Source organism: Myxococcus xanthus, assembly GCF_006402735.1.
Lineage (GTDB): Bacteria > Myxococcota > Myxococcia > Myxococcales > Myxococcaceae > Myxococcus > Myxococcus xanthus_A.
Map to the genome: position 1 here is coordinate 723025 of NZ_CP017174.1, position 23769 is coordinate 746793.

Sequence of the window (23769 nt, forward strand, 5' to 3'; positions counted from 1 at the left end):
CCCGCGTCAGAGCACCACCTCCGCGCGCATCAACGTGGACGCGGGCGTGGTCAGCCGGTGGGGCTGCACGCGGCGGATGAGCTCGCACAGCCGGGCGGATGGGTTGATGAACTGCACGCCTACGCCCGTGGACAACATGCCCCATGTTTGCGCCTGGGCGGCGTCCACGTGGCGCACCACCTCGCCCGCGCACTCCACCAGCTCGCCGGCCAGCAGCAGGGTGAACTCCAGCCGGTTGAACAGGCGCGGGAAGGGGTCCGCGCAGCACATGAAGAGCCCGCCCCGGCTCAGCTCCGTGCACAGCACCTCCACGTCGCCCGCGCCGGAGCGGCGCCGCACCCGCGCTACCCACGTCAGGGGTGGGGTGAGCATATTGGGCTCCGTAACCGGGCCCTCCGTGTCCAGCCACGCCAGGGACGGCACCGGCGTGTGGCTGCGCGGCGGCGGCGTCTGGGGCGACAGGGCGTCCGCCAGCGGCTGGGCGGCGGCCAGCAGCAGGGCCTCCTTGAACTCCAGCGCGGTGGCGTAACGGTCCTCGCAGCGGCGCGACAGCGCGCGCAGCAGCACCTCCGACAAGGCGGGCGGCACCCCGGGCACCAGCAGGTGCGGCGGCGGCGCGCCCACCGGGCCCGTGCCCAGCGCCAGCTCCACCATCTGCCCCCGCTCGAAGGGCAGCTGCCCCGTGGACAGGTAGTAGGCCGTCACCGCCAGCGCGTAGATGTCCGCGCGACCGTCCACCGGCTGCCCCGCGGACTGCTCGGGCGCCATGTATGCCGGCGTGCCCAGGACGATGCCCGCCGCTGTCTCGTCCTCACCCGGGTGGGGACGGCGCGCCTTGGCCACGCCGAAGTCCAGCACGCGCAGCGACGGCGGCTCGCCCGCGTGCCGCACCACGAAGAGGTTGTCCGGCTTCAAGTCCCGGTGCACCACGCCGCACCGGTGCGCCGCGTCCAGCGCGTCACACGCCTGCGCCAGCAGCGACACCAACGCTGCGGGCACCATGGGCCGGGGCAGGTGCGACATGGGCACGCCTTCCAGGTACTCCATGACGAAGTAGTGGATGCCGCCGGGCGCCTCGTTGATGTCGAAGATGTGGACGATGTTCGGATGGCCCACCACGTTGACCGTGCGTGCTTCCGCGTAGAAGCGCGCGCGCAGGCTTTCGTCCCGGCCCAGGTGGGGGTGCAGCACCTTCACCGCCACCCGTGCGCCAATGCGCGTCTGCTCGCCCAGGTAGACGGTGCCCATCCCTCCAGCGCCCAGCCGGCGGACCAGCCGGTAACTCCCCAACGTCTGGCCCGTGAGGTCCACGGGAGGGGCTTCCGCGTCGCCCGTGGACAGGTACACCTGCGTCCAGGGCTCGCCGCCACACGCCACATCGTAGGGATGCTCGGTCAGACAGAGCTCGCAGTGCATGGTTCCCTGAAGCAGACACCAGGGCGGCGCCCGGGCGCGCATCACCCCGGGCACGCACCGTCTGTCAGGTGGCAATGCGGCGCCGCTCCGTCGACCAGCGGACCGGTGACTCCTGCCGTGGGACGGCTGGCCTCAGCTCGCGGCGAAGGGGGCGGCGTCGACGCGCACACCCACGTACGACGGGAAGCGTGGCACGCCGTCGTTGGACAGCTCCTGGTAGCGGAAGGTGATGATGGCACCCACGGGTGGCGGCGATGCGCGCTCCGCGTCCGACAGGCCCGTGCCCACGCTGAAGCGCGTGCCGTTACGCAGCACCACCTCCAGCGCGCCCAGGCGGCCCTTGTGGCGGCCCGCGCCAGCCACGTGTCCCACCACGCGCGCTTCGTCGTCCTTGAAGCTCTTCACCTTGAGCAGCGTGTGGGAGCGGCCCGCCTCGTAGCGCGAGCCGGGCTGGCGCAGCATCAGGCCTTCTCCACCCAGTGCCTCCACGCGCGCCAGCTCCGCGCGCAGGTGCGGCGTGCCGTCACAGCGCGCGTGGGCGTGCCACTGCGCATACGCGGGCTTCGCCTCCTCCATCCACTGTCGGCAGCGCTCCAGCCTCGCCTCGAAGGTGCCTTCCACGCCGGGCGCGTCGAAGGCGACGAAGGCCAGCTCCTTCCAATCGTCGCTGCGGTCCTGCCGGCGGACGATGCTCACCGTGCGTTGAAAGCGCTTGCGCCCGCCGAACAGCTCACCGTCGAGCGGGAAGTCCGGCAGCCCCGCGGTGAACCACTCCGGCGCGAGGAACGCGTTGCCCAGCCGCGACCAGAACTGCTTCCCGTCCCAGTACGCGCGCACGCCGTCCAGCTTCTCACTCATCCACCAGCCGGTGAGGTCCACGTCGTTCTCCCACGACTGGGCCAGCAGCAGGGGCGGGGCCTTGGTGTCGTCGCTGGCCGACGTGCTCCTCGTCGGACGCGCGGGGACCGCGGGAGCGCCGGATGCGTCACCGCCGATGCGCGCGTCCTCCGCGGCGTCTCCGCGCACGCGGCGCAGGTGCTTGCAGGTGCGCCGCTCGATGGCCACCGACTGGTTGCGCCAGGCGGGGCACGAGCACGAATACACACCGCCGGTGTTCTTGAGGATGTAGGGCTTGGAACCCGAGCCCTGAACCGAGACCTGCTCCCCGTCCGCGATGTCCGCCATGACCGACCCTCCGTGCCGCATCCGGAGCGGCGATGGGATGAAGCATACCCCCTGGGGCCGACGTTTCAGGACGTGATGCGGTGGGCATTCCGCCTCGGAAGGGGTGGCGCGAGGCCGTTGGGCACCCCACGATGTGGAGTGGGCCCCGGAACCAGGAGGAGTCGCGTCAATGGTCGTCATCGTCATGGGGGTATCCGGAGCGGGGAAGACGACGGTGGGCCGCACCCTGGCAGCCGAGCTGGGCTGGCGCTTCATCGACGCGGATGACCTGCACCCGCGCTCCAACGTGATGAAGATGGCCGCGGGCGCGCCGCTGACGGACGAGGACCGCGCCCCCTGGCTGCGCAAGCTGCGCGACGAAGTGGCGCGGGCGCTGACGCAGGGCGAGGACGTGGTGATGGCGTTCTCCGGCCTCAAGCAGGCCTACCGCACGCTGCTGGAGGAGCTGGACCCCGCGCACGTGAGGTGGGTGTTCCTGCACGCGCCGCATGAGGTGCTCGCCCGCCGGATGTCGCAGCGCCAGGGGCACTTCATGCCCGCGTCCCTGCTGGAGAGTCAGATGGCCGCCATGGAGCTGCCTTCGCGCGCGCTCAGCGTGGACGTGACGCCGCCGCCAGCGGACATCGTGAAGCACATCCGTGACCAGCTGGGTATCTGACGGCTGAACTCCCGCGTCGAAGCACGAGGACGGCTCGCCCCTTGGTCGCCCGGCTGGTGTATAGCGCTCTGTTGGGTTGACACCTTTTCGCTTCACCCACCCGCGAGGACCCGCGCAATGCCCACTGCTTCGACGCCACCCATCTCCGCCCAGGATGCCCTTGCGCGCCTTCGGGAAGGCAATCAGCGGTTCGTCCTGAACGCGCGCAGCATGGAAAACCTGCTCGGCCGCTCCGCCCGGCAGGCGCTGGTGGCGGGGCAGAGTCCCTTCGCCATCATCCTGTCGTGCTCGGACTCGCGCGCGCCGTCGGAGTACATCTTCGACCAGGGGTTGGGGGACCTGTTCGTCATCCGCGTGGCGGGCAACGTCGTCGCGCCGTCGCTGGTGGGCAGCGTGGAGTTCGCGGCGGCGAAGTTCGGCACGCGCCTGGCGGTGGTGATGGGGCATTCGCACTGCGGCGCGATCCAGGCCACGCTGGACTACGTGCGTGACGGCAAGGGCGCGGCGTCCGAGAACATCCGCGACATCGTGGAGCGCTGCCGCGCGCCGGTGACGACGGTGGTGAGCGCCGCCGGGCCGAATGCGGACCCGGAGTTCCTGATGAAGGAAGCCGTCCGCGCCAACATCCGCAACTCCTGCGACACTCTCCGCCATGGCAGCCGCCTGCTGGAGCGTTTGTGCAGAGAGGAAGGCATGCTCATCGTCGGCGCCGAGTACTCGCTGGAGACGGGCGCGGTCGACTTCTTCAACGGCGTCTGAGAGAGGACACGTTCATGAAGAAGCTGGTCAACACCCCTCGCGCGGTGGTGCGGGAGATGCTGGAGGGGTTGGTCTCGCTCGCCCCCGGGCAGGTGCTGCTGGAAGGGGAGTCGGTGGTGCTCCGCGCCGACACGCCTTCCGACGTCCGCGCGCGCAAGGTGGCTGTCATCTCCGGTGGCGGCAGCGGCCATGAGCCGGCGCACGCGGGCTACGTGGGCGCGGGCATGCTGGACGCGGCGGTGGCCGGTGACGTCTTCACCTCGCCCAGCACCGATGCCGTGCTGGCCGCCATCCGCGCCGTCGCGGGGCCCGCGGGCGCGCTGCTCGTCGTGAAGAACTACACCGGGGACCGGCTCAACTTCGGGCTCGCCGCCGAGCTGGCACGCGCCGAGGGCATCCCCGTGGAGATGGTGTTGGTGGCGGACGACGTGTCCCTGCACGACACGGTGGAGCCCGCGCGGCGCCGGGGCATCGCTGGCACGGTGCTGGTCCACAAGGTCGCGGGCGCGGCGGCCGCGGCGGGCGCGGCGCTCCAGGACGTCCTCCGCGAGGCCACCGCGGCGGCGGAGGCGCTGGGCACCATGGGCGTGGCCCTGGGGCCCTGCACCGTGCCCGCGGCGGGCAAGCCGGGCTTCACGCTGGGGGAGGACGAAATCGAGCTGGGCCTGGGCATCCACGGCGAGCAGGGCGTGCGGCGCGTGCCGATGCAGACGGCGGACAGCCTGGTGGACACGCTGCTCACCACCATCGTCGAGGACCGGCGCATCAGCTCGGGAGACCGGGTGGTGCTGCTCGTCAACGGACTGGGCGGCACGCCGCCCATGGAGCTGGCCATCGTCGCCCGGCACGCATTGGCCGTTCTGCGTCAGGGCGGCATCCGCGTGGAGCGCGCGTGGAGCGGGACGTTCCTCTCCGCGCTGGAGATGCCCGGCTGCTCGTTGACGCTGCTGAAGGTGGACGACGCGCGGCTGGCCCGCCTGGATGCGGCGGCGGATGCGCCCGCGTGGCCCGGCGCGGGACGGCTGCCGAAGGAGCCGGGGGTGTGCCGGCCTTCGTCCACGGCGTCTTCGGCATCGCTCCCGGCGGAGGCGCCGCAACCGGGGATGGACCGCTTCCGGAAGGCCGCCTTGCAGGTGGCGGACGCGTTCGAGCAGTCGGAGCCCCGGCTGACCGCGCTCGACAGCGCCGCGGGCGACGGTGACCTGGGGCTCAGCCTGATGCGTGGCGCCGAGGCGATTCGCGCCCTCCCGGAGGACGCGTGGACGAGCCCCGCGCGCGCGTTGACGGCGCTTGGCAACGCGCTCCGGCGTAGCATCGGCGGCAGCTCGGGGCCCTTCTATGCGACGGCGCTGCTGCGTGCCGCGCGACGGCTGGCGGAAGGGCCCGTGGATGCCGCCGCCTGGGCCGAGGCCTTCGACCTCGCCGTCACCGCCGTGTCGGAGCTGGGCGGCGCGCGGCCCGGAGACCGCACCATGCTCGATGCGCTGCGGCCCGCCGCGGATGCGTTCGCGAAGGCGGTGCGGGACGGACAGGGGGCTCGTGACGCCTGGACCGCCGCGGTCCAGGCGGCCGAGGCGGGAGAGGAGGCGACGTCCCGGATGCAGCCGCGCCTGGGACGCGCCAGCTACCTGGGCGCGCGCGCCGTCGGCGTTCCCGACGCGGGCGCCGCCGCCGTGGTGGTGTGGATGAAGGCGCTCACGCCCGCGCTGGGCTGAGCGCCGTCGAGGACCGCGCCCCTCGGAGTGAGGGCGTGCAAGCCGGGATGCGCGTCCCGTTCCTGGCCGCGGGGCTCCGCCCTGGGATGAGCCCCGCGGCGTCACTTCTGGCGCACCGTGGGGCCGGAAGTCCCGGAGCGCGCGGGCCCCTGAGGCGCAGCGCGTCCGGCTCCCTCAAGATGCAAAGTCCGTGGAGAGGGACAGCGCACGGTGGGCGGCCATCTCGCGGGCGACGAAGGCGTTCTTGTCCTCGATGCTCTTCACCGTGTCGCTGCCCAGGGCGAGGCGCAGGGGTGGGTTCTCCATCTTCGCCAGTTCGAGCATCGCGGTCGCGAGCTTTGACGGGTCACCCGGCTGACGGTGATTGAGCTCGGTGGCGCGCGCCCGGATGGCGCCGACCGTCTCCGCGTAGTCGGGAATGCTGGCCGCGGCCCGGGTGAGCGAGGCCGCGTCCAGGAAGTCGGTGCGGAAATAGCCGGGCTCGACGACGGTGACGTGGATGCCCAGTGGCGCCAGTTCCTGGTGCAGGGCCTCGCTCAGCCCCTCCACGGCGAACTTCGTGGAGCAGTACACACCCCAGCCCGCCCCCGCGTGGTAGCCACCAATGGACGACAGGTTGATGATGTGCCCGGAGCGCTGCTGACGCATGCCAGGAAGGACCGCGCGGGTGACGGTGAGCAGTCCGAAGACGTTGGTGCGGTAGACCTTCTCGACTTCCTCGGCGCTCGCCTCCTCGACGCCTCCGAGCAGGCCGATGCCCGCATTGTTCATGAGCACATCGATGCGGCCCGCGCTCGCCACCACGCTCCGGGCCTCTGCCTCGTTGGTGACATCCAGCTTCGCCACCACCAGCCTCGGGTGGGGCGCCAGGGGAATGCTCTTCGGATTGCGCGCCGTGGCGATGACACGGTCTCCCGCGTCGAGCGCCGCCTGCGCGATGAGAACGCCGAAACCACGGGATGCGCCAGTGATGAGCCAGGTCTTCATGGGGTGTGCTCCTCTTCAGCGGGTTACACGCGAAGAACTACGCCCTGGCCGCTCATGAGAGAATGCGCACGGAATGCGCAAGACTGTTGAGCCGCCCTCAACACCCGGGCGGCGCGTCCATGCAGGCCGACGTCCGTGAGCTGACGGTGTTCCTGGAGATTGCCCGGTGCTTGAACTTCCGCCGCGCGGCGGTAAGGAGCTGGGAGTGGGGTGCCCGTCCTACCCGGGCTTCTTCCTCGACTCCCCGAGCCGCCGGCACCTGTGGGCGTGCCGCGCGCGTTCAGCGGACGCCCGGATTCGGACCTTCCGGCCTACTGCACCCAGCGTTTGCTGGTCTGGTACACGTCCACCAGGGGGGAGATCAGGGTGATGCGCGGCCCCCAACGGGTGGCGTCCTCCAGGTCTTCATCCCGCAGGGATTTCAGTGAAAGAATTTCCGACATACAGGCCAGCGGCGCGTGCTGCCAGACCCGGGTGAGGTCGTCGGCCGTCACGTCGCCGATGAGCTCGCCGTGCACGTCGTCCACCACCGGCAGCCGGCTCAGGCCATACCGCTGCATCAGTGACAGTGCCCTCACCACCGTGTCCTTGGGGAAGAGCGTCACTGCCTTCGCCACCGTGTCCTCGCACTCCACGTACAGTTCCGTCATCGCCGGCCTCGCCACCCTGTTGTTGCCCTGCGAGGCACCGTAGCAAGACAGTTGCCAACAACCGGGGCGCTGCCCGGCATGGGCGGGGAGGCAAGCGAGGGCTGGCTGCTGTCGCCCGGGTGGCAATGTCCCTGGGGCGGAGTCGGGGCCCGGCGGGGGCTACAGCCGGATGCCCACCGTGGTCCGCAGCTGGGTGTCGAGCTTGGGGACGGCCAGGGGCGGGGAGTTGTCGAAGGTGAGGTTGAAGCCGATGCCCACGGTGAGGCGTTCGTTGGGCTTCACCTCGAAGATGGTGTCGTTGAGCAGGCGGATGTCGGCGGGGTTCGTCACGCGGGGCTGGGCGTAGAGCGTCTGCACCAGGAAGACGTTCTCCATGAACTCCAGCCGCCCCAGCACGTAGCTGGACAGGCGCGGGTCGGTGCGGAAGTCCCCGGCATCCGGTTCGGAATCCCGGCGGATGCGCTCGTGCTCCAGCATCAGCGCGAGCCCCACCACCAGCGTGGCCTTCTTGTCGGTCAGCACCCTCACCCGGGGCCCCGCGCCCAGCAGGGCCCGGAACTGGATGCGGCGAAACTTGTCGAACTCGTGTTGGAGGAACACCTCGCCGGAGAGCCGCTCCGTGAATCCGTAGCGGTAGCGGACGTGCTCCATCACCTTGCTGACGATGACCTCATCGGCGGCGAAGGCGTACTCCCCCCGGATGACGGCCAGCCAGGTGTGCTTCTCGCTGCGCCACTGGCCCAGCAGGGCGCCGCGCACGCTGAAGAGGTCGGTGCTGCCCGTGCGCCAGTCCGCGCCCAGGTCCACGGCCGCCGAGCGCCCCGGGCCTGTGTTCTCGTCGAACAGCGCCTGGACGTTGACGATCTGCGCTGCCGCGCTCGCCGCATGAAGCCACACGAGCAGCAGCACCCACCTGCTGGATTTCCGTCCCGCCATGGCCCGGGTCTGCCCCGTCGGCCGGCATGTTTCAAGGGTACCCGCGCGGTTCAGGGCAGGCGCTCCACCGTGGCCCCCGCGCGCTCCAGCAGCTCCCGATACCAGTCGAAGGCGCGCGCGGTCCGCTCGCCCAGGGCCTTGGCGCCCCAGAGCACGGTGAGGGTGCGGCGGGTGTCCGCGTTCGTCTTGGTGCGCTGCGCGTCCTTGACGGCGTTGGCGCACGGGCCCTCCGCGTCGAAGAGGCACAGCAGGCCCGCCAGGTCGATGCTCTGCCCGGACGCGTTGAAGACGTACTGCGCGCCCTCCGGGGCCACGCCTACGCGGAAGGGGGCGGCGGCCCGGTCCAGGTCCACCACGCTGATGGGCAGGCCGCTGTGCAGGGACACCGCGTTGCAGGCATCCACGGCCAGGTTGATGGCGCCTAGCGAGCCGTCACCCGAGGCGCGCACCAGGTACTCCGACGCGGGCTTGCCTCGCCCGGTGGGCTTGTAGCCGCCGTGGCGGAGCATGTCGCGGATGGCGCCGCGCACGGTGTCGTCGCTGGACAGGGGCGCGGTGGCGCCGGGCTTCAGCAGGGCCACCAGCCACTCCGGGGAGGGCAGTCCGCCCAGCGGCCCGGGGAAGGTGGTGGTGAAGGCCAGGGTGTCCAGGGAGGGGTGGGCGTCGATGGTCAGCACGGCGCGGCAGTCTATGCCACGGCGCGAGTGGGGGCAGGTCCCACTTCCAGCCTGGGACCGGGGGCTCCCCCGCCTGTCCGCTCCCATGCAAGAGAAGTCGCTTTCCAGGGGTTCGGAACATTCTTCCCGGGGCGCGCTACGTGGCATAAGGGCGCCGCACCCGCTTCCGGGCCCCCCGCACGCACATGATTCGTCTCGACAACATCAGCAAGCAGAACGGCCAGCAGATTCTCTTCATCGAGGCCTCCGCGGCGCTCCACAAGGGGGAGAAGGTGGGCCTCGTCGGACCCAACGGGGCCGGCAAGACGACGCTGTTCCGGATGATTACCAGCCAGGAGCACCCCGACGAGGGCCAGGTCGCGGTCGACCGGGGCGTCACCATTGGCTACTTCAGCCAGGACGTGGGTGAGATGGAGGGCCGCAGCGCCGCCGCCGAGGTGATGGACGGCGCGGGCCCGGTGAGCACGGTGGCCGCCGAGCTGAAGGAGCTGGAGGCCGCCATGGCCGACCCGGACCAGGCGGACAACATGGACAAGCTCGTGGAGCGCTACGGCCTGGTCCAGGGGCGCTTCGAGGAGCTGGGCGGCTACGCGCTGGAAGGCCGCGCGCGGGAGATTCTCGCGGGCCTGGGCTTCAGCCAGGAGATGATGGACGGCGACGTGGGCGCGCTGTCGGGCGGTTGGAAGATGCGCGTGGCGCTGGCCCGCATCCTCCTGATGCGTCCGGACGCGATGCTGCTCGACGAGCCGAGCAACCACCTCGACATCGAGAGCCTCATCTGGCTGGAGGAGTTCCTCAAGAACTACGACGGCGCGCTGCTGATGACGTCGCACGACCGCGAGTTCATGAACCGCATCGTGAACAAGGTGGTGGAGATCGACGGCGGCTCGCTGTCGACGTACACCGGCAACTACGAGTTCTACGAGCAGCAGCGGGCGATGAACGAGAAGCAGCAGCAGGCGCAGTTCGAGCGCCAGCAGGCCATGCTCGCCAAGGAGCTGAAGTTCATCGAGCGCTTCAAGGCGCGCGCCTCGCACGCCGCGCAGGTGCAGAGCCGGGTGAAGAAGCTGGAGAAGATTGAGCGCGTGGAGCCGCCCAAGCGGCGCCAGACGGTGCTCTTCGAGTTCCAGCCGGCGCCGCGCTCGGGCGACGACGTGGTGAGCCTGAAGGGCGTTCACAAGGCCTACGGCAGCCGCACCATCTACGAGGGGCTGGACTTCCTGGTGCGCCGCACGGAGCGCTGGGCCGTCATGGGCGTCAACGGCGCGGGCAAGTCCACGCTGCTGAAGCTGGTGACGGGCTCCACGCAGCCGGACACGGGCAACGTGGCGCTGGGTGGCAGCGTGAAGATGGGTTACTTCGCGCAGCACGCCATGGACCTGCTGGACGGCGAGCGGACGGTGTTCCAGGCGCTGGAGGACGCCTTCCCCCGCGCGGGTCAGGGCTCGCTGCGGGCGTTGGCCGGCTGCTTCGGCTTCTCCGGTGACGAGGTGGAGAAGAAGTGCCGCGTGCTGTCCGGTGGTGAGAAGGCCCGGCTCGTCATGGCGAAGATGCTCTTCGACCCGCCGAACTTCCTGGTGCTGGACGAGCCCACCAACCACCTGGACATGGCCACGAAGGAGATGCTGATTACGGCGCTCTCCCGCTACGAGGGGACGATGCTGTTCGTCTCCCACGACCGTCACTTCCTGGCCGCGCTGTCCAACCGCGTGCTGGAGCTGACGCCCGAGGGCATCCACCAATACGGCGGCGGCTACACCGAGTACGTGGCCCGCACCGGCCAGGAAGCGCCGGGCCTGCGGAGCTGAGGCGCGTGGCGGTGCTGCCCGGCGGACCGTCTGGGCAGCGCCGGGCCTGCCGCGTCCCGTGGCCGCGTGGCCGCTGCGAACAGAGGCCGCGGTCCAGGCGCGGGGACGTCGCCCGTGCCCGACGGGCTCAGGGCTCCGGTGGGCCCCGTGCGGCCCAGGTGCTTCGGAGCCCTCGGACCTCGGCCAGCAGCTCCTTCGCCGCGCCGAGCGTCTCGGCCGAGGGAGCCGTTGAGGGCGGCAGGGCCGGCTCGGCATGCTGCGGCTCGCCCAGCCCGGCGTCCCGGTGCATGCGCACGCGCGTCATGATGACGTCGCGAATCTCCTCGGGATTGTCCACGCCCCGGAAATGGGCCTCGTGCAGGCCTTCGCGGGTCGACGCGTCCGCGTCGTGCGAGCCGCTGTTGCCGCCTCCACCCGCCGTCTCCACCTTCACGTCGGAGATGCCGAACAGCCGCTGAAGCGGGTTCTGCCGGATGGAGACCTGCTGGATGTTCGCGAAGGTCATCGTCTTCTCCTGAAGCGAGACGAGCCCTTCCCGGATGCGCAGGCTGCGGTCGGAGAGGATGTACCAGCGGTACTCGTAGTCGAGCCAGGCCACCAGGAAGGTGATGGGGACCTGCACCGCGAACGCGAGCCAGGCGAACAGCTCGACGGCGAAGAAGACGGTGTCCGCATACGCGTAGGGGATGTGCGGGACGAACCGGTGCTTCACCGCGACCCAGGTGAAAATCAGGCCCACCACGACGCTGGCCTGCCGCAAGCCCCAACGGAGCAGTTGGAGCCGGCGATAGGACGGCGCGGAGCGGAAGACGCGCACCGCGGCCCCCTCGGGGATGTGGGGCGCGGGGGGCACCTTCAGCAGGCGCAGGAGCCAGGCAGGCGCGGCGTCAGACATCCTGCTTCTCCCGCGTGTCGCCGGCGCCCAGGCTCAGCCGCAACGCCCGCACCTCGGAGGCAATCTCCCGCAGCGTCGCCGCGAGCTCATCCGGACCTCCCGGCGTGACGTGCGACGCGTCGTTCGCGGGCACGGCGCGCTCCCGGCTCCCGCGCATCCTTGAATAGAGGAAGTCCCGCATGGCCTCGTGAGCGGGAACGCCCTCGATGGTGATTTCCGCCTGCGAGTTGCCGCTCGCCGTCTGGATTTGGATGCGCGCCAGCCCCAGCCAGCGCTCCACCAGATTGCTGGACAGGTGGATGTCCTGGATGCGCGCGTAGGTGAGGGACACCTCCCGCCTGAAGAGGATGCCCCAGCGGACAGTGATGCCCTCGGCGTCCAGCGTGTAGCGCAGCGTCTGGTACTTGAAGTAGCGGATGAGCCCGAGGATGGGGAAGCCGGGCCCGGCCAGCAGCGCGCTGACGAGGTAGTAGGTGAGCAGGCTGCGGTGCGGCTGCAGCACCGTGGGCAGGCGCGACAGGAAGCCCCCGTCGCGGGTCGCGGCTGTGAGGGCGTGAGACGAGTCGGTCATGGACGGCCGTGCGGGCTGGTGGCGATACGGACGGGCGCGGACGTGATTGCACCGGCCCGCCCGCGATTCTGCGCCCAGGGGAGGGGGACGGCCACCCCCTCCCAGGCATATCCACTGGCGGTGAATCAGAGCGGAGAGACCGTCGCGCAGCTGGGCGTGTCGCTCTCCGCGGTCCGCCGCGCCAGCGACTTCGGAGCCGCGTCCGTGTAGGGCGACACGCCGAGCACCAGGCACGTCCGGTACACGAGGTCGCGGCTCGCGGGGAACGCGTTGATGGGGAGCGAGGCGCCGGCGTTGAAGTACACGGAGCCCAGCGCGGAGCCGTAGAACGGGCTGCTGCCCCAGGCGAACTTCTTGCCCGTCACCGCCGTCGCGGCCGACAGGCCGCTGTACTGCGCGGACTGGAAGGGCCACTCGCCAGCGGAGAAGCCCCCGCTGAGCAGCGCCCGCCCCGAGGCCGCCCGCGTCGTCCCGTTGTTGAGGCTGTAGCCGCCGTACACCAGCCCGGTGTCCTGGCCGAGCTTCAGCTCGACGAGCCCCAGCTCATACAGCACGCCGGAGGTGGGGTGCCGCGCCAGCAGCGCATGGTACTTGCGCGTGGTTCCGATGGGCTCGTTCCACGTCCAGTTCGCCTCGGTGGTGAGCGCGCCCGCGGCGGCCACTCCTGTCGTGAAGTGGTGGAGGGAGTCACCCCACTGCACGTTGTTGAGGGTGGCGCTGGCGGCGGCGTCCGCGAACTCGACGACGCCGTAGGGGCCTCGCATGTCGAAGGACAGTTGGCCAGCGGTGGCCTCACTCAGGTCCATCCGCGTGTCGATGCGCGGGAAGTCGGTGCCCTTCTGGAAGACCCACTGGATGGTGACGGGCACCATGAACTTCTGGTGCGCGGCATCCGCCGACGCCGTGGCCTCCGTCACGTTGGCCATAGCGGCGCGGGTGCCCCACTTGGGATACCGCAGCGTGAAGCGGTGGCTGGCGGAGGTGGACGCCGCGGAAATCTCCGAGCGCGAGGCCTCCACCGGGAAGCCCAGCCCCAGCGGCGAGTCGTCCTCGCCATGCCGCCCCGCGATGGTGCCGGACGTGCCGTTGTCGAAGGAGCGGTACAGCTCGTGGGCCACGAAGTAGCCGAAGCCCGCTTCGCCTCCGGCCGTGCCATCCACCGTCACCGTGCGCCACTCCGCGCCAGCGGGCACCTGATACGTCATCTGCACCGCATAGCCGCCGTTGCCAGCGGGAGACTGCCGTTTGAGGGACACCGTGCGCGGGCGTCCCTGGGCGTCCGTCCAGGCGTAGCGGTCCACGGGGATTCCCGCCACCGTGGTCGTCTCGTGAGAGACACCATCGCCCTGCTCGGAGGTGGGCTCGGGGCCGGCGTCCGGGGTGCCACTATCGGGCGTCCCGCTGTCGCCGCTGCCTCCGTCCGTGCCCGCGTCCGTCACGCCGGCATCCTCCGGTCCCTCCCCTGGGCCACCGCCGTCGCAGGCCCCCAGGGCCAGCGCCATTCCCAGCCAGAGCCTCGCGAACCGCCGTCCATTCTTGGTCATGGACACAGTTATCCCGGAAAACGGGAGACTTGTGCCAGGGAGGCCCGGCCCTACTCGAACAAGCGCCCCGCCAGCCGCGCCAGCTTCTGCGCCTTGCCCGTGAAGGGTGGGAAGAACAGGTGGACCAGGGACGTGCGCCCCTGGCGCAGCACCGCGCGCTCATGGCTGAAGGTCCGGAAGCCCGTCTCGCCGTGATACGCGCCCACGCCGCTGGCGCCCACGCCGCCGAAGGGCAGGTTCGGATTCACGTTGTGCAGCACCACGGTGTTGATGCACGTGCCGCCCGCGCGCGTCTCCCGCAGCAGCCGCTCCACCGTGGCCTCGTTGTTGCTGAACACGTAGAGCGCCAGGGGCTTTCCGTCCTCGCGCACGTGCGACACCACTTCGTCCAGGGACTCGAAGCGCAGCACCGGCAGCACCGGCCCGAAAATCTCCTCGGCCATGATGGGCGTGTCCGGCGTCACGTCCGCGAGCACCGTGGGCGCGATGTAACGCGACTCCGCATCCACGCCGCCGCCCGCCACCACGCGCGCGCCGGCCTCCACGGTGTGGTCCATCAACCGGCGCACCCGCGTGAAGGCGCTGTCATGCACCATGCGGCACAGGTCCAGGCTCGCGCGGCGTGCCTCCTCGGTGCGGCCGTAGAAGCGCTCCAGGGCCGCCTTCATCGCCTCCAGCAGCGCCTCTTCCTTCGACGCGTGGACCCAGACGTGGTCGGGCGCGATGCAGGTCTGCCCGCCGTTGAGGAACTTGCCCCACACCACGCGCTCGGCGGCGGCCTCCACGTCCGCCGTCTCATCGACGATGACGGGCGACTTGCCACCCAGCTCCAGCGTCACGCTGGCCAGGTGCTTCGCCGCGGCCTCCATCACCCGCTGGCCCACGCGGGCCCCACCGGTAAAGAAGAAGTGGTCGAAGGGCAGGCGCAGCAGCGCCTCGCCCACCTCTGGCCCGCCTTCCACCACCGCGACCTCTTCCGGAGGAAAGACGTCCTTCACCAGCTCCGCGATGAAGCGCGCCGTGTGGGGCGTCTTCTCACTGGGCTTGCACAGGACGGTGTTGCCCGCGGCCACCGCGGCCACCAGCGGCGACACGAGCAGGTGGAAGGGGTAGTTCCACGGGGCCATCACCAGCACCACGCCCCGAGGCTCGTACTGCACCAGGCTGGACGTGCCGGTGAGGAGCAGGGGCGTGGAGACCTTCCGGGGCTTCATCCACGTCTTGAGGTGCTTCTGGATGTAGGCCAGCTCCATCAGGACGGGGAGGACCTCGGTGGCCTCCACCTCCGCGCGCGGCTTGCGGAAGTCGGCGTGGAGCGCCTCGGCCAGGGCTTCTCGCCGGGCGACGAGCAGCGTCTTGAGCTGCTCCAGCCGGGCCAGCCGTTCCTTCACGCCGCGGTGCGCCACCTCCCAGCGATGCGCATGGAGGCGGTCGAACGCCTCCTGCACGCCGTCCGGCATCCGTGCTTCTTCCAACTTCACCACGCGCATCGCCTGGCTCCTTCCGGAGGTGCCCCGGCCTGGGGTGCCTACTCCATCAGCCGGGTCGCGCGGGAGGCCAATTCCTGCGCCTTCCCGCGATACGGCGGGAAGAACACCGAAGCCAGCGACTTCATCCACTGAACCATCACTGCCCGCTCATGGCTGAACGTCTTGAAGCCGAAATGGCCGTGGTAGTTCCCCAGGCCACTGGTGCCCACCCCTCCGAACGGGAGGTTGGGGTTCGCGAGGTGGACGAGCACGTTGTTCACCACCGCGCCACCCGACGTGGTGTTCTGGAAGATGTCCTCCACCGCCCGCTTGTCCTGGCTGAACACGTAGAGGGCCAAAGGCTTCCCGCCCGCGCGGATGTGCGCGTAGACCTCTTCACGGGACTGGTAGGTGAGCACCGGCAGCACGGGGCCGAAAATCTCGCCCTCCATCGCCGGGCTCTCCGCTGTCACGCCGGACAGCACGGTGGGCGCGATGTAGCGCGAGGGCCCGTCCGCCTCCCCGCCCACCTCCAGCTTCGCTCCCGCGGCCACCGAGCGGTCGACCAGGTCCTTCACCCGCCGCCACGCCACCGGGTCCACCAGCCGCGTCAGGTCAGGGCTCGCCTGCCGCTCCTGCTCCGTGCCGCCGTAGAAGCGCGTGATGGACGCCTTGAGCGCGTCCAGGAACGCCCGCTCCTTCGACGCGTGCACGAACACGTAGTCCGGCGCCACGCACGTCTGGCCGCCGTTGACGAACTTGCCCCAGCACAGGCGCTCCGCCGCGGCGGCGACGTCCGCCGTCTCATCGACGATGACGGGCGACTTGCCACCCAGCTCCAGCGTCACGCTGGCCAGGTGCTTCGCTGCGGCCTCCATCACCTTGCGGCCGATGCGCGTGTTGCCGGTGAAGAAGATGTGGTCGAAGGGCAGCTCCAGCAGCGCCTCCGCCGTCTCCGCGCCGCCTTCGAACAGCGCCACCTCGTTCTCGGGAAACACGTCCTTCACCAACTGCGCCAGGAAGCGCGAGGTGTGCGGCGTCTTCTCGCTGGGCTTGCAGATGACGGTGTTGCCCGCGGCGATGGCGGCCACCAGCGGCGACACCAGCAGGTTGAAGGGGTAGTTCCACGGCGACAGCAGCAGCACCGTGCCGCGCGCCTCGTAGCGCACGTGGCTGGACGAGCCCGCCAGCAGCATCGGCGTGCCCACCCGCATGGGCTTCATCCACGACTTGAGGTGCCGCACCGTGTGGTTCAGCTCCTCCAGCGTCGGGTGGAGCTCCGTCAGTTCCACCTCCACCGCGGGCTTGCGGAAGTCCGCGTGGATGGCGTCCGCCAGCTCCGCGCGGCGGGCGATGATGGCCTCGCGCAGGCGCTTCAGCCGGGCGATGCGTTCGGCGGCGGTGGTGCGAGACATCGTCCAGCGGTGCGCGCGCTGGGCTTCGAACACCGCGCGGATGCGCTCGGTGTCGGCGGCGTGCTGCGTGTTGGCTTGAGAAGTCGCTTCGAGCATGGGGCTCTCCAGGGGTGGGGAAGGGGACTCAGCGGGACTCCAGCCCGCGAAGAAGGGTGGTGAGGGCCGCCGTCAGCTCGGCGGTGAAGTCGACGCGCAGCGGCGCCAGGTGGGGCAGTGCCTCCAACACCGCGCGCGCCACCGGGGCCACGTCCGCCATCTGCCGCAGGCCCGTCACCAGCGCGTGAAGGTGGATGAAGAAGCGCGGGCCGTCTCCGGCATGAAGGAAGGGCAGCCGCTGCTCCACCCGCGTGCCCGCGCGGAGCAGCGCCGCCAGCAGCCGCTCCTTGAACGGGCGGAGCTGCTCGGCCGTCACGTTCTGCTCCAGCACCGTCTGCAGCAGCGCGAGCAGCCGCGTCAGGGCCTCCTCGCCATCCAGCGACTCGGCCACCGTGCGCGCCAGTCGGGGCCCCGTCCAGGCGGAGGTGTCCTCCGCCAGCAGTCCGTCCAACCGGGCGAACCACGCGAAGAGCAGGTCCTCCAGCAGCGCCAGGAACAGCGCCTCCTTGGTGGGGAAGTAGAGGAACACCGTGCCCTTGGCCAGCAGCGCCCGGCCGGCCACGTCCGCCATCTTCACCTCGGCGTAGGACGTCGCCTGATACAGGGCCAGGGCCTCATCCAGGATGAGCCGCCGCCGCGCTTCCTTGTCCTCGTCCTTGCGAGCTCGCTGGGGCAGGGCCCGCTTCGCCTTCGCCGCTGGGGTACTGACCATGACGCATGGATGAATGACCCACGGTCACTCGTCAAGTGACTGAAGGTCATTTGTCCGCCAGGTGGCCAGGTGAGGACATGTGTGGTGGAGTGCGCGCCATGCGTCCCATCGAGGCGGAGCTCCTGTCGGGCAGCGCGCTGTACCGGGAGGTGGTGTTGGAGAAGCTGCTCCACGCCCGGGAGTCGGTGTGGATGGCCACGGCCAACGTGAAGGCGATGTTCGTGGAGCACGGTGGCCGCTTCGTCCCGCTGGTGGACGTGCTGGACACGCTCGCCGCGCGTGGAGTGGCGCTGCGGCTGTTGCACGCGGAGCTGCCGAGCCGGCCCTTTCGCGCCGCCTTCGACAGACAGGCGCGGCTGGTGGCGGGGGGCCTGTCGCTCAAGGTCTGCCCGCGCGTGCACTTCAAGGCGGTGGTGGTGGATGGCGCCTGGGCATACCTGGGCAGCGCCAACCTCACCGGCGCGGGGCTGGGCGCCAAGGGCGACTCCGCGCGCAACTTCGAGCTGGGCTTCGTCACCGAGGACTTCGACGTCATCGACCGGGTGACGGCGCTCTACGAAGCGGTGTGGAGCGGCGCCGAGTGCAAGGCATGCAAGCTCCGCGCGGTGTGCCCCGACCCCATTCTGCCCGCAGGCAAGCGAGCGCCCACGCCGCGCCGTCCTCGCGCGGCTGCCCCACGTCTGGGCAAGGCGCGCCGTCTCCAGCGGGGCGCGAAGGCCGCCACGCGCTAGGTTTGTCACACAGCGCGTAGGGGGCGCCCGGCGCGGCTGGCAGGCGTCCGGGACTCGGGCTGAAATCGCAGCCCTTCCGCTGTACCGTTCCGCCGTTACTCGCGCGCTTCTCGTCCCGCATCAGGAAGCCCCCCTTGCGCCCGGCCACCCTCTCCGCCACCTCACCCCCCGAGTTGGAGTCGCAACTCGAGCTGCGGCGCCGCAACTTCCTCCTGTGCGCCGCGGGGCTCGCGCTGTCGCTCGTGATGCAGCCGCTGACGCTGGGGCAGGTCGTCACGCAGATGCTCTGGGTCCACCTGGGCTGGTGTGCCGCCTTCATCTTCCTGGGCGTGGCGGTGGGAGCCCGGTGGCTGTCGCCTCGCACCAGCGGCCTGGCCGCCGCCGTCGTCAGCCTGGTGGGGCTCACGCTGGACATCCACTTCACGGGGGGCATCTACAGCCCCTTCTTCCCCTCGCTGTACGCGGTGCCGCTCATCATCTGTGTCTTCACGCCGGGGCACCGCCGTCCCACGCAGCTGGCCAGCGCGCTCACGTTGGTATCCATGTGGGTGACGTGCTGGACCTCGGGCGCGTCGCTGCAGGTGGCGGTGTCGCAGGGCCTGTCCTTCGCGTTCGTGGCGTGGGTGTCCGTGCTCGGCTCGCAGACGTTCCGCCGGTTGAGGGACGCGGAGCGGGAAGCGGACGAGGAGCGGGTGGTGGCGCTGGAGCGCCTGGCGGAGAGCGAACGGCTGCGCGCCCAGGTGGACCTGCACCGCGCGGAGATGGAGCGGCTGGCGCTGGTGGGGCAGCTGGCCGCGGGCGTGGCGCACCAGGTGAACAACCCGCTGTCCTATGTGAAGTCCAACCTGGGCTACCTGGACGAGGAGCTACGCGAGCCGTCGCCGGACGTGGAGGACCTGCGCCGTGTGGTGGACGAGACGCAGCAGGGGGTGCTGCGCATCCAGCAAATCGTCACGGAGTTGCGCGACTTCTCCCGCGCCAATGCCCAGGACGAAGAGGCCTGCGTGGTGGCGGAGGCCCTGGCGAAGGCGCGTTGGCTGGCGTCCGCGGAGCTGCGTGGCCTGAGCGAAGTCGTGGAGGACGTGCCGCCAGACCTGCCCCGCGTGCGCATGGGCCTGGGGCGGCTGGTGGAGGTGCTGGTGAAGCTGCTCCTCAACGCGGCCCAGGCCGCGGATGACGCGCGACCTCGGCGCCCGGGCCGCATCATCCTTCGCGCGCGGACGTTCCAGGATGGCGTGCGGCTGGAGGTGGAGGACAATGGCGAGGGCATCCCCGAGTCCATGCTTCCTCGTCTCTTCGAGCCCTTCTCCGCCGTTCCTCGCGCCAAGGCCGCGGGGCTGGCGCTGTCGGTGTGCCGCGACCAGGTGGAGAGCGTCGGGGGAACGTTGTCGGCGGAGAATCATCCCGACGGTGGCACCCGCTTCGTCCTCGATTTGCAGCCAGCGCCGATGCCCGCGCCCGTCTGAAGCGAGCGGCGCCGTGTGACGGCGACGCATGTCGCGCTGGACCTTCAGCCTTCGTGGCGACGGAGCCCGGGCTCGTCGAAGAAGTCCCGGGGCGAGGCCTGGTCCACGAGCATCCCGTCATCGATGAGCAGCACGTGGTCGGCCACCATGCGCGCCAGGGCAAATCGAAGGAGCGCTTCGCCAGCACCGCGCGAGGGCCATGGCCGGCGCCCAGGTTCCTGGCTTGAATCACGGCGCTGCGCTCCTTTCTCGATGCCGGGGGGGACGGCTTTCAGCGGGCGGCGGCCAGGGCTTCCTCCTCGGGAGGAGGCACCGCGCCGTGTTCGCCCAGGAGGCTCGTGGCGAGCCGCTCCAGTGTCTCCCGCCACTCCGCGCGCTCCACGGCGGTGGGATTCTCGATGCAGTCGTCCAGCACGTCGTCCACGCCCAGCAAGGGATGGGCGAGTTCCGCCAGCCGCTCGGCGCTCAGCGAAGGGTCCAGCTCCAGGCTGAGCAGGAGTGAGCCCAGCAGCGCCTGGTCGTGCTCGCGCAGCTCGGGGCGGAGGCTCACCTGCGTGAGCAACTCGGCGAACACCGCGATGTCCTGCCACAGCCTCCGGCCGGACACGGCGTCATGGCCATCCTGCCCGCGCAGCCAGTCCAGCACCGCCGCCTGGAGCCGCCGCAGCTCGGTGCGGTCCTCGATGCGCAGGTCCTCGTAGATTTCCCGGCCCGTCAGCTCGGAGAAGCACACCGCGGCCCGGCGCAGCACGGGCGCCAGCCACGGCGCCGTGGGCTCCGCGCGCGTGAGCAGCCCCCGGCGGAACAGCACGTAGGCCTGACGCACCTTCAGCGACCGCTCCAGCTCCTGGGTGAGGAGTCCTTCGAGCCGGGGCGTCAGCCCCTCATGCGCGCACAACGCGCGCTCCACCGCGGCGGCGCACTTGAAGAGGCGGCGCCGGGCGCTGCCACACGTGGCGATGATGTTCCAGGGCGCCTCGGAGGCCGTCATCGCCCCCAGCCGCTCCAGCCGTTCGCCCAGGTCCAGGCGCGCCATGAAGGCCAGGTCCGCGATGCGCTGCCGCCCGGTGTCGGCCCCGAGTCCCGGCGGGTCCTCATCCTCTTCGTAATGGGCGCGAACGGCGCCCAGCGCCTGGGCCCCCTCGAGGACGGCGTTGCGCAGCGCCGGCACGGATTCCTGCAAGAGTCGCGGGGACTCCTCCTGCTCGCACCGGCGCAGGTCCACCTGCCGCGCCAGATGAATCGCGTCCGTCAGCGCTGTCTGTAATTGACCGGGCGTCAAGGGAGGCAGCTCCGAGGCCAGCGGTGGAAGCGCCGGTGGGGTGGGCGTCGCGTTCCTTGTTTTTGTAGTGTTTGTTGATAATTATTGTCAAATCGCCATGAGGTACGGGAATCAGTCTGAAAGTCCGCTGAGAGTCGGAACTCACGGAGTCCCGAGCGCCAGGTATCGCACCCACGAGGTGTCAAAGACTTGCGCGTCACCCGCTGAATCGCGCGGTCCTGCCTGACAACGTTTTGGAATAGGGATTGCCGGGAGCCAGCGGCTTCCCGGCTCCAGGGCGTGACTACTCGGGGACTTCGGACGTGGCCGCGACGGGGCCCTTGCCGGGCGCTCCGGCCACTTCCTCCACCAGGGCCTCGGCGGGTAGTGGCGCGCCGTTGCCCTGCGGCCGTTTCTGCCGGTCCCGCCACGCGCTGGGGGACTCGCCCACCAGTTTGCGGAAGAGGCTGCTGAAGTGCTGGAGCGAGGCGCAGCCCACTTCCACGGCGACCGCCGTGAGCTTCATGTTCGACTCGCGCAGCAGCGACTGCGCCATGCGCACCTGCACCGCGTTGAGCTCCGCCTGGAAGGACGTGCTGGCCTCCTTCAGCCGGCGTTGCAGCGTCCGTTCGGACATGCCCATCTCCCGGGCCACGTCCGACAGGTTCACTTCCGGCAGCCGGCCCCGCATCACCTGGTGCAGCTCACGCAGCAGGGGCGACTGGCCGGTGGCCTCCGCGACCAGTCCGTTGAGCTCCGCCAGCAGCGCCGCGGCTTCGGCCTCTGGCTGCCCCAACCACTGGAGGGCGGTGTCGGGAGCGGTGAAGGCCCGGCTGGGATAGGCCCCGGACAGCAGCGTGTAGAAGCCGCCCACCACCGCGCCCACCACGCCTTCGGGCCGCACCAGCGCCTGTTTCAGCACGGAGGTGCTGAAGTCCTTCTCGCGAGGCTGCATGTATTTGACCAGGGCGGCAAAGGCCATGGGGTCCGCGGCCTCCAGCCGGCGCGCGTCCACCAGCGAGGCATGGGGCTTGGCGGGGGCCAGCTCCACGTCCAGCACCTGGACGAGCCGACGCACCTCCGCCTCTCCGGGACGTCCCCAGAGGACGAAGCCGCACAGGTCCGCCGAGGCGTACCAGTGGAGGAAGCCCTCCCCGACTAGGTAACGGCCGTGGGGGTCCCGGAGGTAATCTTCGACTCCGTCTGCCGATCGCACGGCTTGGCAGAATAGCGCTTCGCCACCCGGGCCACCCACAACGGATTGATGGGGGAGAGCCCAGTAGTCAGCTCTGGACGGAGCCTGGACGTCCGAGCGAGCTCCTCGGTGAGGGCCGGAAGCTCGTACCAGGGCACCTGCGGCTTCAAATGGTGGGCCTGGTGGTAGCCCGCGTTGAAGAACCACCGGTTGTAGAAGGCGGAGTAGGACGTGGTCCCCAGGGCGTCCTTCTGCTCGGAGTCCGTTTCGAAGTGGGCCGCCAGGTTGAGCCAGTGGATGCAGAACTGCGTCACCAGCAGCACCCCCCACCAGGCCAGGCCCAGCGCGGGCTTCCACACGATGAGCGCCAGCAGCGCGCCGTCCACCACCAGGAAGTCCACCGCCAGCTCCAGCCGCTGGTTCTTCTTCTTCGCCCACTGCCAGACCTGACCCAGCGTCTCGTAGGGCCACAGCCACGGTGTCAGCGCCGAGCGCAGGCAGTAGCGGAAGACGCGCTCGCCGGGACGGCGGCGGCCCCAGTCACCCGGGCCGTCATCGTACCGGTGGTGGTTGAAGTGGTGGATGAAGTAGCCCCGGTAGGGGAACCCACACGCCATGCCCAGTGCACGGGACACCACCCAGTGCGCCAGCGGAGGCCGGGCGATGGACACGTGCATGTGGTTGTGCAGGACGGCGTAGTTCCAGAAGCAGATGGCCCAGCCCAGCACGCACATGGCCAGCCGCCCCACCCAGGGAAGCGCGTCCCAGCTCAAGATGAAGGCTGGGAACCACCCCCACCACAACGCATGAACCGCGAGCTGCGGCAGGTCGGCTGAAGGGGGCGGGGGGCGGGCGGGGGTCATGAAGCATTCAGTACGCCCCCCCAGCAGCGGCTGCTTCACTCCACGCGCCAAGCGCTTGCGCCAGGGCGCAATCCGTCCGGCCCCTCACCACCCTTCAGGTCCCAGCCAGGGTCTTCACCGCCCCGGCCGGGTCCCCGCTGTATCGCTACGTCTCGAGCGCGTTCGCCACCTGCCCGAGCAGGCGCAGACGCGGTGCGTCCAGCTTGCGCACCGTGCGCAGCAGCCGGCGGACTTCCGGGCGCTCACGGTATTCCGGCGGGTCCTCCGCCAGCGTGGGCGCGCCCTCCACACCCGCCATTCCCAAGAGCACGTCCGAGGAGCAGTTGAGCACCAGGCACAGCTTGCGCAACGTGCGGACGCTGGGGAGCATGTGGCCGCGTTCCAGGCGGCCATACACCTCGGTGGCGATGCCAACGCGCTCGGCCACGTCGGCCTGGGTCAGCTCCAGCCGTTGTCGCGCCGCGCGGACCGCGTTTCCAATGAGGGTTGCCAGTCGTTGTTCCATGGCGTGCTGAAAACCTGTCGAAAAGAGGGCTTCGTCCCCCCGCATCCAGGCGGAGAGGCTCCGGGGAGAAGTGACGGCCGTTGGCTGCCTCGTGGAACACAGATTACGAGTGGGGTCTGACATTCCGGGGCTTCCGGGAGGGCCTGCTGGAGCGTCCGGAATCGAGCGCTTCAACCCCTTGAGACGGATGTGTCTCCTGCGGCCCCCTCGAGCGCGCGGAAGCCGAAAATTCGGCCTGCGCGGCGTTGTCAATGA

Annotated in this window: 22 protein-coding genes; 6 read left to right on the forward strand and 16 right to left on the reverse strand. The window is 70.3% G+C overall.

Features of this window, described 5'->3' with window-relative positions:
- Window positions 1-6: 6 nt before the first annotated feature.
- Window positions 7-1416: a serine/threonine-protein kinase gene (locus BHS09_RS03140; RefSeq protein ID WP_140797117.1), complete on the reverse strand. Its 1410-nt coding sequence runs from the start codon at window positions 1414-1416 to the stop codon at window positions 7-9.
- 132 nt (window positions 1417-1548) lie between these two features.
- On the reverse strand, window positions 1549-2601 hold the full coding sequence (locus BHS09_RS03145; protein ID WP_174259180.1) for a DNA ligase: 1053 nt from the start codon (window positions 2599-2601) through the stop codon (window positions 1549-1551).
- Between the two features lie 169 nt (window positions 2602-2770).
- Between BHS09_RS03145 and BHS09_RS03150 the strand changes: the two genes are divergently transcribed.
- The 3 genes from BHS09_RS03150 to BHS09_RS03160 all read left to right on the forward strand — a co-directional run bounded on the left by BHS09_RS03150 (window position 2771) and on the right by BHS09_RS03160 (window position 5733).
- Window positions 2771-3259 (forward strand): gluconokinase, encoded by a 489-nt coding sequence (locus BHS09_RS03150; RefSeq protein ID WP_140797118.1) that lies wholly within the window; start codon window positions 2771-2773, stop codon window positions 3257-3259.
- Window positions 3260-3469: 210 nt separating this feature from the next.
- On the forward strand, window positions 3470-4018 hold the full coding sequence (locus tag BHS09_RS03155) for a carbonic anhydrase (protein WP_328285501.1): 549 nt from the start codon (window positions 3470-3472) through the stop codon (window positions 4016-4018).
- A 14-nt stretch (window positions 4019-4032) separates the two neighbouring features.
- Window positions 4033-5733, forward strand: a complete 1701-nt coding sequence (locus BHS09_RS03160) for a dihydroxyacetone kinase family protein (RefSeq protein ID WP_140797119.1) — start codon at window positions 4033-4035, stop codon at window positions 5731-5733.
- Window positions 5734-5907: 174 nt separating this feature from the next.
- Here BHS09_RS03160 and BHS09_RS03165 read toward each other — a convergent pair whose 3' ends face one another.
- From BHS09_RS03165 to BHS09_RS03185, 4 genes are all read right to left on the reverse strand, one after another.
- On the reverse strand, window positions 5908-6720 hold the full coding sequence (locus BHS09_RS03165; protein ID WP_140797120.1) for an oxidoreductase: 813 nt from the start codon (window positions 6718-6720) through the stop codon (window positions 5908-5910).
- Between the two features lie 311 nt (window positions 6721-7031).
- Window positions 7032-7370, reverse strand: a complete 339-nt coding sequence (locus BHS09_RS03175) for a CBS domain-containing protein (RefSeq protein WP_174258628.1) — start codon at window positions 7368-7370, stop codon at window positions 7032-7034.
- A 159-nt stretch (window positions 7371-7529) separates the two neighbouring features.
- Window positions 7530-8306, reverse strand: coding sequence for a DUF481 domain-containing protein (locus tag BHS09_RS03180; RefSeq protein ID WP_140797122.1), 777 nt, complete (start codon window positions 8304-8306; stop codon window positions 7530-7532).
- 50 nt (window positions 8307-8356) lie between these two features.
- Complete coding sequence (locus tag BHS09_RS03185; protein ID WP_140787090.1) at window positions 8357-8983, reverse strand: phenylalanine--tRNA ligase beta subunit-related protein; 627 nt, start codon at window positions 8981-8983, stop codon at window positions 8357-8359.
- A 185-nt stretch (window positions 8984-9168) separates the two neighbouring features.
- Between BHS09_RS03185 and BHS09_RS03190 the strand changes: the two genes are divergently transcribed.
- Window positions 9169-10791 carry an ABC-F family ATP-binding cassette domain-containing protein gene (locus BHS09_RS03190; protein WP_140787092.1) on the forward strand — a complete coding sequence of 541 codons (1623 nt, stop codon included), beginning with the start codon at window positions 9169-9171 and terminating at the stop codon, window positions 10789-10791.
- Between the two features lie 127 nt (window positions 10792-10918).
- On the opposite strand, the gene BHS09_RS03195 is transcribed toward BHS09_RS03190, so the two are convergent.
- The 6 genes from BHS09_RS03195 to BHS09_RS03220 form a co-directional block, all read right to left on the reverse strand.
- The gene (locus BHS09_RS03195; RefSeq protein ID WP_140797123.1) at window positions 10919-11686 is read right to left on the reverse strand and encodes a PH domain-containing protein; all 768 of its coding nucleotides are present in this window, start codon (window positions 11684-11686) and stop codon (window positions 10919-10921) included.
- A complete protein-coding gene (locus BHS09_RS03200) occupies window positions 11679-12257 on the reverse strand; it encodes a PH domain-containing protein (protein WP_140797124.1) in 579 nt (192 codons plus the stop codon). Before BHS09_RS03200 ends, BHS09_RS03195 begins: the two co-directional genes overlap by 8 nt.
- A 125-nt stretch (window positions 12258-12382) precedes the next feature.
- Window positions 12383-13801 (reverse strand): hypothetical protein, encoded by a 1419-nt coding sequence (locus BHS09_RS03205; protein WP_140787098.1) that lies wholly within the window; start codon window positions 13799-13801, stop codon window positions 12383-12385.
- 50 nt (window positions 13802-13851) lie between these two features.
- Window positions 13852-15291 (reverse strand): aldehyde dehydrogenase family protein, encoded by a 1440-nt coding sequence (locus tag BHS09_RS03210; RefSeq protein WP_140787100.1) that lies wholly within the window; start codon window positions 15289-15291, stop codon window positions 13852-13854.
- A gap of 38 nt (window positions 15292-15329) precedes the next feature.
- A complete protein-coding gene (locus BHS09_RS03215) occupies window positions 15330-16781 on the reverse strand; it encodes an aldehyde dehydrogenase family protein (RefSeq protein WP_140787102.1) in 1452 nt (483 codons plus the stop codon).
- A gap of 28 nt (window positions 16782-16809) precedes the next feature.
- A complete protein-coding gene (locus BHS09_RS03220; protein WP_140797125.1) occupies window positions 16810-17493 on the reverse strand; it encodes a TetR/AcrR family transcriptional regulator in 684 nt (227 codons plus the stop codon).
- Between the two features lie 98 nt (window positions 17494-17591).
- On the opposite strand from BHS09_RS03220, the gene BHS09_RS03225 reads away from it, so the two are divergent.
- Both BHS09_RS03225 and BHS09_RS03230 read left to right on the forward strand, forming a co-directional pair.
- Complete coding sequence (locus tag BHS09_RS03225; RefSeq protein ID WP_140787106.1) at window positions 17592-18224, forward strand: phospholipase D-like domain-containing protein; 633 nt, start codon at window positions 17592-17594, stop codon at window positions 18222-18224.
- Between the two features lie 134 nt (window positions 18225-18358).
- Window positions 18359-19690, forward strand: coding sequence for a sensor histidine kinase (locus BHS09_RS03230; RefSeq protein WP_140797126.1), 1332 nt, complete (start codon window positions 18359-18361; stop codon window positions 19688-19690).
- Between the two features lie 271 nt (window positions 19691-19961).
- On the opposite strand, the gene BHS09_RS03245 is transcribed toward BHS09_RS03230, so the two are convergent.
- From BHS09_RS03245 to BHS09_RS03260, 4 genes are all read right to left on the reverse strand, one after another.
- Window positions 19962-20972: a hypothetical protein gene (locus tag BHS09_RS03245; RefSeq protein ID WP_140797127.1), complete on the reverse strand. Its 1011-nt coding sequence runs from the start codon at window positions 20970-20972 to the stop codon at window positions 19962-19964.
- 283 nt (window positions 20973-21255) lie between these two features.
- Window positions 21256-22029 (reverse strand): helix-turn-helix transcriptional regulator, encoded by a 774-nt coding sequence (locus tag BHS09_RS03250; protein WP_140787112.1) that lies wholly within the window; start codon window positions 22027-22029, stop codon window positions 21256-21258.
- A gap of 80 nt (window positions 22030-22109) precedes the next feature.
- Complete coding sequence (locus tag BHS09_RS03255) at window positions 22110-23009, reverse strand: fatty acid desaturase family protein (RefSeq protein ID WP_174258629.1); 900 nt, start codon at window positions 23007-23009, stop codon at window positions 22110-22112.
- 145 nt (window positions 23010-23154) lie between these two features.
- Complete coding sequence (locus BHS09_RS03260; protein WP_026114223.1) at window positions 23155-23514, reverse strand: helix-turn-helix transcriptional regulator; 360 nt, start codon at window positions 23512-23514, stop codon at window positions 23155-23157.
- Window positions 23515-23769: the final 255 nt, after the last annotated feature.

What these genes read in the sequence shown, in the direction of transcription:
- BHS09_RS03140 (WP_140797117.1), bottom strand. Translation starts at nt 1,416, where the DNA reads ATGCACTGCGAGCTCTGTCTGACCGAGCATCCCTACGATGTGGCGTGT.
- BHS09_RS03145 (WP_174259180.1), bottom strand. Translation starts at nt 2,601, where the DNA reads ATGGCGGACATCGCGGACGGGGAGCAGGTCTCGGTTCAGGGCTCGGGT.
- BHS09_RS03150 (WP_140797118.1), top strand. Translation starts at nt 2,771, where the DNA reads ATGGTCGTCATCGTCATGGGGGTATCCGGAGCGGGGAAGACGACGGTG.
- BHS09_RS03155 (WP_328285501.1), top strand. Translation starts at nt 3,470, where the DNA reads ATGGAAAACCTGCTCGGCCGCTCCGCCCGGCAGGCGCTGGTGGCGGGG.
- BHS09_RS03160 (WP_140797119.1), top strand. Translation starts at nt 4,033, where the DNA reads ATGAAGAAGCTGGTCAACACCCCTCGCGCGGTGGTGCGGGAGATGCTG.
- BHS09_RS03165 (WP_140797120.1), bottom strand. Translation starts at nt 6,720, where the DNA reads ATGAAGACCTGGCTCATCACTGGCGCATCCCGTGGTTTCGGCGTTCTC.
- BHS09_RS03175 (WP_174258628.1), bottom strand. Translation starts at nt 7,370, where the DNA reads ATGACGGAACTGTACGTGGAGTGCGAGGACACGGTGGCGAAGGCAGTG.
- BHS09_RS03180 (WP_140797122.1), bottom strand. Translation starts at nt 8,306, where the DNA reads ATGGCGGGACGGAAATCCAGCAGGTGGGTGCTGCTGCTCGTGTGGCTT.
- BHS09_RS03190 (WP_140787092.1), top strand. Translation starts at nt 9,169, where the DNA reads ATGATTCGTCTCGACAACATCAGCAAGCAGAACGGCCAGCAGATTCTC.
- BHS09_RS03195 (WP_140797123.1), bottom strand. Translation starts at nt 11,686, where the DNA reads ATGTCTGACGCCGCGCCTGCCTGGCTCCTGCGCCTGCTGAAGGTGCCC.
- BHS09_RS03200 (WP_140797124.1), bottom strand. Translation starts at nt 12,257, where the DNA reads ATGACCGACTCGTCTCACGCCCTCACAGCCGCGACCCGCGACGGGGGC.
- BHS09_RS03205 (WP_140787098.1), bottom strand. Translation starts at nt 13,801, where the DNA reads ATGACCAAGAATGGACGGCGGTTCGCGAGGCTCTGGCTGGGAATGGCG.
- BHS09_RS03210 (WP_140787100.1), bottom strand. Translation starts at nt 15,291, where the DNA reads ATGCGCGTGGTGAAGTTGGAAGAAGCACGGATGCCGGACGGCGTGCAG.
- BHS09_RS03215 (WP_140787102.1), bottom strand. Translation starts at nt 16,781, where the DNA reads ATGCTCGAAGCGACTTCTCAAGCCAACACGCAGCACGCCGCCGACACC.
- BHS09_RS03220 (WP_140797125.1), bottom strand. Translation starts at nt 17,493, where the DNA reads ATGGTCAGTACCCCAGCGGCGAAGGCGAAGCGGGCCCTGCCCCAGCGA.
- BHS09_RS03225 (WP_140787106.1), top strand. Translation starts at nt 17,592, where the DNA reads ATGCGTCCCATCGAGGCGGAGCTCCTGTCGGGCAGCGCGCTGTACCGG.
- BHS09_RS03255 (WP_174258629.1), bottom strand. Translation starts at nt 23,009, where the DNA reads ATGACCCCCGCCCGCCCCCCGCCCCCTTCAGCCGACCTGCCGCAGCTC.
- BHS09_RS03260 (WP_026114223.1), bottom strand. Translation starts at nt 23,514, where the DNA reads ATGGAACAACGACTGGCAACCCTCATTGGAAACGCGGTCCGCGCGGCG.